This window comes from Gemmata sp. (assembly GCF_051859125.1).
Lineage (GTDB): Bacteria > Planctomycetota > Planctomycetia > Gemmatales > Gemmataceae > Gemmata.
On record NZ_JBHYGG010000124.1, the window covers coordinates 36502 to 49349 of the forward strand.

The 12848-nt window shown below is 71.5% G+C and carries 8 protein-coding genes; 2 read left to right on the forward strand and 6 right to left on the reverse strand.

Annotated elements, in window-relative coordinates; translation table 11 throughout:
• Nucleotides 1-20 precede the first annotated feature (20 nt).
• The 3 genes from ACTIGN_RS13260 to ACTIGN_RS13270 form a co-directional block, all read right to left on the reverse strand.
• Entirely contained in the window at nucleotides 21-1340 is a 1320-nt protein-coding gene (locus ACTIGN_RS13260; RefSeq protein ID WP_439624531.1) for a fibronectin type III domain-containing protein, read from the reverse strand.
• A gap of 816 nt (nucleotides 1341-2156) precedes the next feature.
• Complete coding sequence (locus ACTIGN_RS13265; protein WP_439624533.1) at nucleotides 2157-3092, reverse strand: SIMPL domain-containing protein; 936 nt, start codon at nucleotides 3090-3092, stop codon at nucleotides 2157-2159.
• 56 nt (nucleotides 3093-3148) lie between these two features.
• Entirely contained in the window at nucleotides 3149-4246 is a 1098-nt protein-coding gene (locus ACTIGN_RS13270) for a hypothetical protein (protein WP_439624535.1), read from the reverse strand.
• A 198-nt stretch (nucleotides 4247-4444) separates the two neighbouring features.
• On the opposite strand from ACTIGN_RS13270, the gene ACTIGN_RS13275 reads away from it, so the two are divergent.
• Nucleotides 4445-5824 carry a transposase gene (locus ACTIGN_RS13275; protein ID WP_439624537.1) on the forward strand — a complete coding sequence of 460 codons (1380 nt, stop codon included), beginning with the start codon at nucleotides 4445-4447 and terminating at the stop codon, nucleotides 5822-5824.
• A gap of 1260 nt (nucleotides 5825-7084) precedes the next feature.
• On the opposite strand, the gene ACTIGN_RS13280 is transcribed toward ACTIGN_RS13275, so the two are convergent.
• From ACTIGN_RS13280 to ACTIGN_RS13290, 3 genes are read right to left on the reverse strand one after another with little or no spacing between them, the layout of a single operon-like run.
• Nucleotides 7085-9172, reverse strand: coding sequence for a BatA domain-containing protein (locus ACTIGN_RS13280; protein WP_439624539.1), 2088 nt, complete (start codon nucleotides 9170-9172; stop codon nucleotides 7085-7087).
• Between the two features lie 23 nt (nucleotides 9173-9195).
• Nucleotides 9196-10089, reverse strand: coding sequence for a DUF58 domain-containing protein (locus tag ACTIGN_RS13285; RefSeq protein ID WP_439624541.1), 894 nt, complete (start codon nucleotides 10087-10089; stop codon nucleotides 9196-9198).
• Nucleotides 10086-11093 carry an AAA family ATPase gene (locus ACTIGN_RS13290; RefSeq protein WP_439624542.1) on the reverse strand — a complete coding sequence of 336 codons (1008 nt, stop codon included), beginning with the start codon at nucleotides 11091-11093 and terminating at the stop codon, nucleotides 10086-10088. Before ACTIGN_RS13290 ends, ACTIGN_RS13285 begins: the two co-directional genes overlap by 4 nt.
• A gap of 158 nt (nucleotides 11094-11251) precedes the next feature.
• Between ACTIGN_RS13290 and ACTIGN_RS13295 the strand changes: the two genes are divergently transcribed.
• A complete protein-coding gene (locus ACTIGN_RS13295; protein ID WP_439624544.1) occupies nucleotides 11252-11719 on the forward strand; it encodes a hypothetical protein in 468 nt (155 codons plus the stop codon).
• Nucleotides 11720-12848: the final 1129 nt, after the last annotated feature.

Genomic DNA, 12848 nt, shown 5'->3' on the forward strand with positions numbered 1-12848 from the left:
CGAATCCCACAGACCCGGTATCAGCCGCCGGCGCGGACCACCCCGGCCCTTCGCTGGCCCGTGCGGCACACGTCCATCACGCGGCCGTTCTCGTCCAGTGCGAGGTGGAACCGCTCCCGCCCCTGGAGGCGGTGCAGCGTGAGGTGGTAGTCGCCGCTCGCGGCGGCGAGGTACGGGAGCTTCTCGGGGGACTGCGGCGGCCGGATCCGGCCCCAGGACCCGTCGCCGAGGTAGAGCACCCCGTCGTTGTCGGTGTGGCCGCCGAGGAGCGGCTTGGAGCGCTTGAACGTGTGGTCGTGGTGCTCCAGCACCACCGGCACTCGGTACTTGTCGAACAGCGGGACCCAGTGCTTGCGGTTCCCCTCGCCGGTGCCGAGCTTATCACCAACCCCCTCCGCCTTGCGGTACGACGGGTACGCCGGGACGTGGTTCACCACCATCACGTTCGGGTGGTCCCGGCGGGTCCGCAGTGCCTTGTCGAGCCAGTCGGTCTGGTCGCCGGCGATCGCCGACGTGTGCCCGGTGTCGAGCAGCACGAGGCTCAGGTAGTCGCCGAAGTCGAGGGCCGCGTACCCGGTGTTCGGGTAGAGCCCGTCGAACAGGGCGTAGAAGAACGGGGCCTTCTCCCGGGTCTTCCCGAACCCGCCGTCCACCTCGTGGTTCCCGATGCAGGTGACCAGGGGGATGAGCCGCCCGTCCCTGCCGACCATGTGCCGCGAGTAGTTCCGAATGAAGGCGAGGCTGACCTCGACGGAGCGCCCGTTGTCGTACCCGAGGTCGCCGCCCACGACTGCGAACATCGGGTCCTGGCGCGCGGCCTGGACGTTGTTGGCGATCGCGTGCGCGTTCACCCCGCAGTCGCCGCCCGTGACGAAGTGGATCGCCTCCGTCGCCCGCGCGGGCATCGTCCGGAACCGGTACACGGGCGACCGCTTGCCGATGCGGAACTCGTAGTCCGTGCCCGGCGTCAGGCCGTCGAGTTCGGCGCGGAACACCTTGAAGTCCGTGGTAGGGTACGGCTTCGCGACCGTGGGCTTGGCCTCCCAGGGTCCCAGGGGCAGGGCGTGGGGCGCGAGCCGGGCGACGAGCCCGCGGGTCGCGTTCCGGTAGTAGACCGCCGTGTCGGCCGTCTCGCCGGCGGTGCCGACCCACTGCACGGTCATCGTGGTGGTCGGGTCGCGGTGCCACGTCAGGAACAGCGTGTCCGGCTGGAACGCCGCGTCGTCCCCGCCGACGGTGGGTGTCGCCGGGGGTTGCGATTGTTGTTGCGCGGCAGCGGTCCGGGTGGCGAGGGCGGCGAGCGATGCGCCGAGGAGCGAGCGACGACTCAGTGCGGGCACGATGCGGTACCTCCGGGCGGATGTGATGGGCCACACACGATCCTTGGAAATTGCGGGGGGCGTGCAAGTGAATTTGAAGTGTGCGTGCGGTGTAGAAAGGGGTGACGGGCTTCCGACGCGCGGCCGTCGCTGCCGCGGGGCGGCGCACGTTCTCTCACGACCACGAGATGCGATACGCCTTCGTGGGGAGCCCCCTGGCAGCGGGCCGCGGCGGGACCGCGGCACGGCCCCGCGGACCCGCAAGAACTTCGCGCTGCCTTCACGACCGCCACAAGCGGCCTTCGCGGAAGGTTCTCACGTCCCGGTGCGTTGCCGGCGTGGGAGGCGGCGAGGCTGTTGATTGTGCGTTCCCGGGCTCTTGTCGCGTCTCAGGCCGGATGTGGCCGAATTGTCGTCGGAGTGGGTGGATGGGTCCCGCACCGCGAATGAGCGAAGTTCGCGGCGACCAACCCTGGGTCTACCGCCGCGACGAGGATTGGGTCGCCCTTGTCGAGCGACTCAAGCTGACGTCGTGCCCCCACTGCGAGACCGTCGGACCCGGCCGCGGGAGGGCGGAATCTTGTGCCGGATGACTGCCAGGACGAGTGGGGTGACCGTGAGCGCAGTTGCGGCCGCCGGGGCCGGCGCGACGCAGGGGATGGGCGAGCCCGGTTCTTCGTGCCGACGGCGCGCACTGCCAGACCGGGTCGGGGCGGGTGCCACCGCCCGCCCCGGGCGTGCCTCGGGGCGAGGCGATCGTGCTGGGCGAGTGATCCGTACCGTCACAACCGACCAGGGACCGGCGGTTAGAGGTCAGAACCGGCCGCCGGACTGCGATCACTTGCCCGCGGGCGGCTTGAGGGTGAATTCGGCCACGAGGCCGAGGCGCAGCGACACCTTGCCGGGTTGGAACCCGACTGCCTCGGAGACGTCGTCGTTAGCCCCGTCGAGCGGCCGGGACAGCATCGTGGCCGGGTTGTAGAACCCGCGGCGACCGAACGGGTCGTCGAATTCACCACCCGGCTGGAACCCGTTCGTGAGGCGGTGCAGGGTACCAAGTTCCATGCCGGCCGCACGGGCGAGGTGCTCGGCGTCCCGCTTCGCCCTGGCGAAGGCTCCCGCCTGCGCCTTCGCACGCTCCTCGTCCGTAACCTTGCTGACGTACAGGAACATCGGCTCGCCCCGGGCCTCGCCCTCGTCGCCGCGGCGGCCGCGCCCGTTCGCCTCTTCGATCGCCTCCTGTTCCTCCGGCGTGAGCTTCCCCTTGTCCTTCAGCCCGCCGAGGTCGGCGGTCTTGATCTTGTCCTGAAGTCCGCCGCTGGCGACCAGGAACTCGTCCGCCCCGCCGGCCGGCAACGGGAACTCCACGCGGACCATGCCCGCGACGATGGCCGGGGCCTCGGCGTTCCCCGGGGCCTTGCCGATGGCCCGGTTTCGGTCGCGAATCATTCGGCCCACGTCGGCCTGCCGGCCGGCTAGCTCGTCGGCGGTGCTCGGGTCGCCCAGGGCGACGCTCTCCTTCCTCGCCCCGAGTTGAACGAGCGCGGACCGCACCTCCTCCCGGCGAATCTTCAACTTCTCGAGTGCCTCCTTGAGCGTCTTGCCGCGAGCCATCACTTCGATCTGAACCCGCAGCGTCTCGGGCTGCCGCTTGATCTCGAAGGAGCCGGTTCCGGTCACCGTCGGGGCGGTCGGCGGTTCGGCCCCGGCCGGAGGGGCCGCGAGGCACACTACCAGGACGGCCAGCGACGAGAGGGCACACGATCGGAGCATGGCGGGCTACCTCGAACAGGGGTCACGATCACGGACCGGAGCGGCGACCGCACGCCTCAGTCGGAGAGGCCAAGGGACTGCAACCCGACGTCCGCGCGGATGGTTTTTCGGAGACGCAGTGCGTTCGGCCCGCCCATCGGGCGGATGATCCAGTACAGGTCCTGGACCTGCTGAGTCTGGCGGCGGTCCGGGTCCTTGGGCGAAAGCCCGCGGTACACCTCTTCCACGACGGGGACCAGCGAGTCGTCGTCGAGGCACGAGACGGCCATCACGACGAGCCACGTCCAGTCGCTGTCAGTGCGAGCCGATTCCCGCCAGTAGCGGAGCAGCACGGCCAGGCCGGAGTCGTCGCCCAGCAGGGCGAGCAGGTAGCCCGCGGCCGCGCCGGTCACGGGGTCGGGGTCGCCGAGCAGTTGCCGCAGCACGGCGCGGGGGAGGCCGGCGGGCACCCGGGGGACGTACCGCTCCAGCCGGAGCGACCCGTAGTGGGCGAAGGACCGGTCGTGGACGTTGAGGTAGACCTGCCGGTCGCGGAGCTGCCGGAGCGGGTCGGCCCCGATGGCGAGGAACTGAACGGCCGCGCGGCGAACCCCCGGCTCGCCCTCGGCCAGCGCCTGCACGGCCGCCGGCGTCGCGTCGGCCGGCCGCCGCGTCACGAGCATGACCTGGAAGGCGTCGCGACGCAGCGGCGGCGGGGTCGCGGCGTCCTGGTAGATCGCCGCGGAAAGCTCCGCGGCACTCGCGGGGTCCTGGGCCGCGAGGACGACGAGCGCGGCCAGTCGCTGGAGTTCCGGCCCCGCCCGGGCCTTGGTCCGGGCGTCGTCGAGGAGCCCGCGGGCCGCGGGGCTCGTCGCGCTCGGCCGGTTGTACCGGTCGCCGCCGCCCAACTGGAGGAGCGCCCCGGCGATCTCTCCCGCGCCGGCCGCGCCGATCCCGTTCCGCGCCGAGAGGTCCCACAGCGGTCCGGTCGCGCGGGCGTCCGGCACCTGGGCGAAGGCCCGCACCGCCGACTCCATCGCCTCGCCCTTCGGCCCGAGCGCGACGAGGCGGGTGAAGAGGTCGAGCCGCTCCGCCCACGGGAGCCAGGGCAGCGCCGCCGCGGCCCGCGCCACGAGTTGGGGCTGCGCCTCCGCCGCTGCGGTCAGCGCCGCCACCGCGGGCTTCCCTGATGGAGTGCGATCAGGGCGAGCGCCGCCTCGCCGCGCTCGGCCGGGGCGTCGGCCCGCAACTGCGATTCGAGGAGCGGAACGAGTTCGGTGACCCCCTTGGGGTATCCCTTTCACGGTGGCCGTGTGGGGGATAGCTTAGCGACGCGGTGGTGATGGCAACGTGTTTGCGTAGAAGGAATTACCATGTCGTCGCTGTGGGCGGACCTGTGGGACCGGGTGCGGAAGCGTTGCCCGGTGGCGTTGATGACGCGGGCCACACAAGAGTACCTCTTCACCGACCCGTTCCTCGACGACCTGTTCGACGACTCCACCGTTGCCAACTACTCGCACCAGTTCCTGTTCTCCGATCTCGTCAGCGTCCTCACCGGTGTTGTCTTCTCGACCTACCCCTCGGTCCGACGCTCCTTCCTCAACGCTCCCGCCGTACAGGCACGGGGCACACTCAAGTGCTTCTACGAGAAGGTCCAGCGGGTCGAACCGGCCACCATGCGGGCCCTGGTCCGGGCCACCTCTCGGCGTACCGAGGCGATCTGCGGGGCCTGTCCCAGGCCCAACGCCGAACCGATCCCGGGGCGCCGGCTGATCATCATCGACGGCAACCACCCCAACGCCACCCAGAACCGACTCGACGGTCAGACCGGGGCGGCGCTGCCCGGCCAGGTACTCGCCGTGCTCGGACATGCGTCCGGGTTGGTCCTCGACGTGTTGCCCTGGGAGGATGCCCACTCCAACGAGAAGGAGGTGTTGGCGAGTGGCGGGCTGGAACTGCAGAAGGGGGATGTCGTGGTGGCCGACCGACAGTTCTGCGCGTCCACCGTGATGGACCTCGTCAATGCCCGGGGGGCTCGGTTCGTCATCCGCCACAACGCCTCGGTGGGGCTGCGGGTCACGAGGGAACGTCGGCCGTGTGGGAGGACGGCGACAGGTCGGGTGTACGAGTCGAGGGTCGAGTACGCGAGGACGGGCCGCCGGTTGCGGTGCGTGGACGTGGAGTTGGACACGGGGACTCGCAACGGCGAGACGGTGATCCGATTGCTGACCGACGTGCCGGCGTCGGTCGCGAGTGGTCGCCAGGTGGCGCAGGCGTACCTGTGCCGTCGCGGGATCGAGACCGTGTTCTGGGACCTGACGGTGTCGTTGACGTGCGAGGTGGAGACCTTGGCGTACCCGCGTGCGGCGCTGTTCGCGTTCTGCGTGGCGGTGTCGGTGTACAACGGGTTGCAGGCGGTGAAGGGTGCCGTGGCGGCGACGCACGGCGCGGGCGTGGCGGAGGAACTGTCGGGTCACACGATGGCGGAGGAAGTCGGGCGGATGTGGGACGGGTTGGACTTGGTGCTGGGCTCGGAGGATTGGGATCGCGTCCGTGCGCTGAGTGCGTCGGAGTTCGGCCGCTGGCTGCGTGAGGCGTCGAAGGACATGGATCTGGAGTACTACCGCAAGGCGACGCGAGGTCCGAAGAAGCCGAAGGCGATGCCCGAGGCGGGCGTGCCGATCAACACGCACACCTCGACATTTCGCTTCCTCCAACAGCGCCAGCAGTTGCGAAACAAACAGCCACCGTGAAAGGGATAGCTCTGAAGCCCCGCCAGCACGTCGTCGCTCAGGAGCCCGTCGGTGTCGCGGCCCAGCACGACGATCTGATACGACCGCAGTCCGTCGGCCCCGCCCAGCACCTCGGAGAGATCGGCCAGCACCTTCCACTCCTCCTGGCCCGGGGCGGGCGTGTCGCCCGCCCCCGCGGCCCGGGTGAGGGTGCGGCGGATCAGCCGGGACTCGCCGATGCGGACCACGCTGTCGAGCTCGACGGACGCGTCGCCCAGGAGCGTCCGCACCAGGAACTTGCTGTCCCAGTACGGCCGGCCCTCGAGCAGCAGCACCCGAACGGGCCGGTCCATCACCCGGAGGACCAGCATGGCGGCGTTGTTCGCCCGCGTCACCTCCTCCGGGAGCGCTTCCACCGCGACCCCGTAGCGGTAGACGCCGGGCTTCGTTCGCGTCACCTCGAACCGCACTTCGGCGGTCTCGCTGGTCGTGAGGCGAACGACCCGGCGCTCGACCTCGGTGCCGTCGGCCGACAGGACCAGCGTCGCTTCGGCACCGGCGAGGCCGCGCTGGCGAACGACGACCGGCACGGCGACCTTCTGCCCGACGAACGCGATCTCCTGCGGCGAACGCAGGTCCACGGCGAGATCCTTGACGCCCGCGTCGCCACCGAGCGTGTGCGTGAACACGGGGCAGGCCATCGCCTTCGCGACGCGGGCGGCGTCGATCACGCGGCCGGTGCCGCCGCCCGCGTTGTGAATCCCGTCACTCAACAGCACGACGGCTTGCCCCTGCGGCCGGGCCCGGTCGACCGAGCCGAGAACCGCCGCCGCCAGGTTCGTGACCGCCCCGGCCGGGTCGACAGCGTCCAGACCCTCCGCATCTGCGGGCTTCGGCGTCTCGGCAAACGTCGCGACGCGGACGTCGAACGCGCCGCCGAGTTTCTCGTTGAGGACCCGCGCGCCCCGGACGGCTGCCCGGTAACGGGTGGCTCCGCCGTGGCCGTCGGGGGTCGCCATGCTGCCCGTGGAATCCACCACGATCGTGAGAACCGGCTTCCCCCCGGGGGGGCGAACCGGCTCGATCCACGTCGGGTTCAACAGCACGAGCAGGACCGCGACCAGGCTCCCTGCGGTGAGTGCGAGGACGGTCGCCCACCGCCGCCGCGAGACCGAGCCGGGCCGCGTCGCGCCGTACCACGCCACCAAGGCGAGCCCGGCGAGCGCGAGAAGCACCCAGAGGGCAGGGGGGATCAGGGGTTCAAAGTTCAGGGTGTTCATGTCACGTCCGGTACGCCTTGAGCGCGAGCAACTCCCCGAACAGGCACAGGACGCACGCAACGGCCAGCGCGGACCACGGCGTGTCGCGATCGTCGTCGCCGCCGCTGACGGAGTGGAAGGAGACCGCCCGCCCGGTGCCGAGCCGCTCGGGAAGCACCGACGCATCCAGCGGCCGCAGGTCGCTCTCCTCGGCGGCCAGCGCGGACGCGACGGCGAACACCACCTCGCCCTGGCGGGTCACGCGGTACACGCCGGGGGCTTCCGCCCCCGTGTGACTCCACAAGATCCCGCCGCTCTCCTCACGAAGCTGGCCGCCACTCGTGTCCGGTCCCGAGGCGTTCAGCCCCGCCGCCGTGCCTGCCGCGCCGGGCAGGTACACCGCCGCGGGCTCACCGCACGGCAACGCGTCCGCCCCACCCTTCTGACCGAGCAGTCGGCCAATGAGTTCGCCCATCAGCGGCACGAACACCGGCGACGCGGGCAAGTTGGACGCGCCGAGGTCGGCGTTGAGCACCGCGAGAACGCCGTCGCCGCAGGTGGTGACGACGAGGCACGCCGAGCGATCGCTGTAGCCGGCGAGCACGTCGTCCGCGAGCCCCTGGTCCAGGCGGCGGGACGACAGCCCGCCCGCGAATCGGAGGCCGTCGGCCCAGGCCGGCGACTCTCCGAACGCCGCGAACGGCGGCTGGTCGTGGCGCACGCTGGTCAGGAACAGGTCGCGTCGGCGCTGGCCGGCCGCGGGGGGAACGAACTCGACCGGCATCCGCAGGTCCGCCCCGGCCGCTTCCGTGATGAGCTTCAGGTTCGTGGCGTCTTGCGGTTCGGCGGCGGCGTACAGAACCCCTCGGCCGCGCTTCAGAAGCGAGGCCACCCGCCGGGCGGCGTCCGCCCCGAACCGGCCGGGGTGGTCGATGACGATCACGTCAGCCGTCGCGAGCCCCCCGTCATCCGGTTGCGCCGGGTCAAGGCGGGTCACGCGCGGTTCGGGGCGCCCGGGGCGCGGACTCAGCGGCGACAGCGCCCGTTCCAGATAGTAACTGGAGGACGGCCGTTCCTCGGGACGCTGCCGGGTGACGAGGGCGTAGCTCGGCAGCGGGCGGATGTCGAGAACGAACGGCCGGCTGTCGTCGGCTGGCAACGCGTCCCGCCCGCCGACGATCCGGGCCAGTCCGGTCTGCCAGCCGGTTCCCCGCGGTGGAACTTCAACCGCGAGCGTCGTGCGGACGCCCGCCGCGCAGAGGCCCTCGGCCCGCGAAACCGATTCCCCGGCCGCCACCTCGATCTGCACCTGTCGCGCGGCCGGCGAGAAGTTCCCCACCTCGACCTCGATCCGCACGTCCCGCCCCTGTTCGACCCGGCCGGGCGTGGCCACTCGCAGCACGGCCAGGTTGGCGAGCGCCTCTGCGGGCGCGACCGACTCGAACTGAATGAGCGTCTCGGCCGGGAGGACGCCGAAATCGACGCTCGCCCAGTTCGACCGCTGGAAGTCGCTGACGATCACCAGCTCGCGCCGCCCGGAGCCGGCCGCCGCGGACGAGAGGAGCTCACCCGCCCGGTTCACGGCGACCTGGGCGCTCAGCCGTTCGGGGCGAACGCTCGCACGTCCCAGGTCCTCCCGGAGCGCGCCGGTGTTGGCCGAGAGGCGATCGAACGTCGGGCGGGCCGACGCCCCCGCCAGGATCAAGCCCGCGTGGAGGTCCGGCCGGTCCCCGAGGTACGCCGCCGCGGCGGGCCGGGCGCGTTCAAAGAGCTGGACGCCGCGGCTCTCGGCCGCCATGCTTTGGCTGACGTCGAGGACGACGACCCGCGTTGTGGCGCCGGGGCCGTCCGGCACCACGAGCGGTCGGGTGGCGCCCAACGGCCGTGCGACGGCCGCGGCCAGAAGTAGAACCGCGAGTGCCCGCAGGCCGAGGACCACGAAGTTGCGGAGGCGGTGCCGGCTCCGGCGGTCACGCAGAGCGGCCCGGACGAAGCGGATGGTCGAGAGCGGGTACGGGCGCGGCCGCGGTCGGGTCAACAGGTGAACGACGGCGGGCAAGGCCACGCCCGCGGCACCGAACCAGATCGCCCACGGGTGCAATAAGGTCATCACCGCCCCCAAGCCGAGTCGGGTCACCCTTGGCGTTCGACCAGGAAGCCCGACAGCGTGTGCAGGTAGGGCACCGCCGTCGAGACCCGCCGGTAGTCGCAGCCCGCCGCCAGCGCGAGCGTCCGGATCGCCGCGGCGTGCGCCTCGAACTTCGCCTCGTACTCCGCCCGAACCTCCCGCGGCGAGCAGTCCACGACCCCCTCGTTCTCCAGCCCCTCGAACCGGAAGGCTTCGCCCTCGGGCAGCCGCTCCTCGTCCGGGTGGATCAGGTGCAGCGCGACGACTTCCCACGCCCGGTGGCGGAACAGCCGCACGGCCCCGAACACCGCCTCCGGGTCGTCGACGAGGAAGTCGCTCAGCACCAGGAGAACCCCGCGGCGCGTGAGCCGCTGGAAGAGTTCCCGCAGCGCCCCGGCGAGGTCGCTCGCGGGTCGAGTGGCGAGGTGCTCGATGGCCGCCTGCAGGTGGGCGACGTGCCGCGGCGTCCCCGCCGGAGGAATGAACGCCCGCAGCCCGTCGGCCGCGACGGCCAGCCCGACCTGGTCCTGCTGCCAGCCGATCACCTGGCTGAGCGCCGTGGCGAGGTACTGCGCGTACTCCATCTTGGGCCCCGGCGTGCCGAAGCGCATCGACTCGCTCGCGTCGAGGACCAGCGTGCAGACGAAGTTCGTTTCGTCCTGGTGCAGTCGCGTGTACGCCCGCCCCGTCCGGGCCAGGACCTTCCAGTCCAGCCGGCGGAGGTCCTCGCCGTCGGTGTACTCGCGGAAGTCGGCGAACTCGCCGGCCCCGCCGTGGCGGCGCGACGCGTGCCGGCCGGTGAACGTCCCCTCGATCGCGCGGCGCGTGGCGAAGCGGAGCCGCCGGAGGCCCGCGAGTGCCGAGAGTTCGAGGAACCGACTGGGTGCTGGGCCGGTCACGCGGCCACCGCCTTGAGAAGGTGGGTGACGATCGCGGGCGCGCCGACGGCGTCGCCGATCGCACGGTGATTGGCAATCATCCGGTGCCGCAAAATCGGAAGCGCCACGGCCCGCACGTCGTCGACGGTGGGTGCCGTTCGCCCCTGGAGCAGCGCGTGCGCCTTCGACGCCAGGACGAGGTTCTGCGACCCACGCGGCCCGGCCCCCCAGGCGACGTAATCGTTCACGTAGCGGTCGGCCCGCGAGTCGCCCGGCCGACTGGCCCCGCACAGTCGCACCGCGTAGGAGGCGACGCTCCGGGCGACCGGCACGGCCAGCACGAGGTCGCGCAGTTCCAGGAACGCGGCCCGGTCGAGGATCGCGTTCGGCATCTGGACCGCCCCGCCGGTCGTGCGGAGGACGATCTCCTCTTCCTGTTCCGGGGTCGGGTAGTCGATGTGAATTTCCATCATGAACCGGTCGAGTTGGGCCTCGGGGAGGGGGTACGTGCCCTCCTGTTCGATGGGGTTCTGCGTCGCGACGACGAGGAACGGGTCTTCGAGCGGGTGGGTGCGGCCGCCGACGGTGACGTGCCGTTCGGCCATCGCCTCGAGGAGCGCGGATTGCGTCTTGGGTGCGGCGCGGTTGATCTCGTCGGCGAGTACGAGGTTGGCGAACACCGGCCCGGGGCGGAAGACCATCGCCGGTGCCGCGGCCTGCGGGTCGCGGCCCAGGAGCTCGTACCCCGTGATGTCGGAGGGCATCAGGTCCGGCGTGAACTGGACCCGGGAGAACTTCCAGTCGAACGCCGACGCGAGCGCCTTGACCATGAGCGTCTTGGCGAGCCCGGGCACGCCGACGAGAAGCGCGTGCGAGCCGGTCATCGCGCACGTCAGGAGCTGATCGATCGTCGCGTCCTGGCCGATGACGACCCGGTGGAGTTGCTCCCGGATCGTGCGGACGCGGTCGGAAAAGGCCGCGACCCGCTCTCGGGCCAACTCGGCGGGACTCTCGGGCGCTGGCATAAGGTGGTCGCGCAGATAGAGGGGTCCGGCGGCCGGTGCGGCACGGGCCGCACCGGGCGTCGATTGGGAGATCGATGGCTAGAACGATAACCGAAAACTATCTCTTCAGCAAGCGATTTGCCGATCTGGTGTCAGACATTTTCGCACGAGTGGCGTGAGTGCGTCCGTCGCCGCACCCGGAGGCCGGGTGGCCCAGAGTCTGCGCGAACCCCGTCATTTCGTCGTCCCGGCGGGCGGACGACCGCGACCCGCTCGTCGCGTTCGGCGGGGGCACCGCCGCGGTCGCCGTGTGCGCCGACGTCGGGACGCCGGCCCACCCGCAGCGGGCCGCGGACCGGGGGGCCGACACGTACCTGGCGAGCATGTTCGTGATCCCCTCCGACTACGACGGCGAGGTCGCGAAGTTGGGCCAGTACGCCGCGCGGCACCGCATGCTGACGGCCCTGGCCAACTTCGGTGGCCCGTCCGGGGGCCTCCGGTCGGCGGGCCGCAGTGCGGTCTGGTCGGAGACCGGCGACCTGTTGGTGCGGCTGGACCCGAACGGCTCCGGCGTCGCCGTGGTCGCGGAAACCTCGGAGGGTTACCGGACCCGTGCGATCCTGGTGGCCGATTCCGACGTGGCGTAACGCAGCGACGCCCCCGTGGTTACGCGTGGCCGTTGGATGGACTATTGGCGAAAGCCCGCTGCCCTCCGACGTCCTGTCCGGTACACCCGACGCCGTGCGGACACGGAATCGTTGAACGGAAGAGGGGTGCGATGGGCACAGGTCTAACCAGGCGCAGCGTCGGGCGGGATCGTTTTCTGGGCGGTAGCACTCCCCCGGCTGAACCGGGTCGTTCGGCCCGGAGGTGCCGCAGGTGATTACCGCTTCGGAACCGGCCGGGTTCGTCGCCGCCCACGCCAGCTGGTGCGTGTCTGACGCGGGTGCGGCCGTCGCGCACGCCCGGAAGCGGTTGGAGGAGACCCCGTTCACCGCCGACGATGGGGTGCTGGCCAACGACGGCCGGGTCGCCGCTGCGGGCGGCAAGCCGGACGCAGTCACCCTGGAGGGAGGTGCGGTCCTACGCCTTCCCGTGGGCCGGGGCCCGTGCTCGCCGTCCCGTACACGCCCCGCACCTCCGGCCGGTCCGCCGCCTGCGAGCCGAAGCTGGTCGGGTGGCACAAGTGCGACGACTTCGACCGGGCGCGGCGTTCGAGGCGTTCTTTCGCGGAGTCGGTTCTCACGAGCCGGGGTCCAAGAACTGGAACGCGGCCTTGGACGAGAGTAGGTCAAGCAGCCAGGCGCATCACCAGCCGGACGATAGCCAGCCACGATAGGTGAGCGGTGTCGTCCGCCCCACCAGATGACCGAAGTCGGGATCGCGGACGGCCGGTAGGACCAGCACCCGCTCGCCAAGCCCGAATGCCGGACGCTGTCCGGCTGAACGCTCGAAGGGCCGCGCCGCGACCCTGAACAACACGGCCGCGAACCTCTCCCTCCGTCCGGTGTGCAGAGCGGATTCCCGCACACCCGAGGTTCCGGTAGCCCGTCCCGAATGTGTGGAACGGGCCGCGAGCCGCTCCACTCTGACCTTCCCGTGGGCCGTCTCCACGGCCGCGTCGTCCGGTTCGGGTCCGGCACCGGCGGGTTGTCTGCGGGGATCACGAGTCACTCGGGGCGGACACCGCGACCGGCCGGATCGGGGGGGCGACGCCCCCAGCCGGGCCGGGGGGGGAAGCTCCCCACGGGGGGTGCCCCGGGCGGTCGGGACCCG

Bases quoted from the DNA above. Each gene is read 5' to 3' on its own strand.
- ACTIGN_RS13275 (WP_439624537.1), top strand. From the start codon at position 4,445: ATGTCGTCGCTGTGGGCGGACCTGTGGGACCGGGTGCGGAAGCGTTGC.
- ACTIGN_RS13265 (WP_439624533.1), bottom strand. From the start codon at position 3,092: ATGCTCCGATCGTGTGCCCTCTCGTCGCTGGCCGTCCTGGTAGTGTGC.
- ACTIGN_RS13290 (WP_439624542.1), bottom strand. From the start codon at position 11,093: ATGCCAGCGCCCGAGAGTCCCGCCGAGTTGGCCCGAGAGCGGGTCGCG.
- ACTIGN_RS13280 (WP_439624539.1), bottom strand. From the start codon at position 9,172: ATGACCTTATTGCACCCGTGGGCGATCTGGTTCGGTGCCGCGGGCGTG.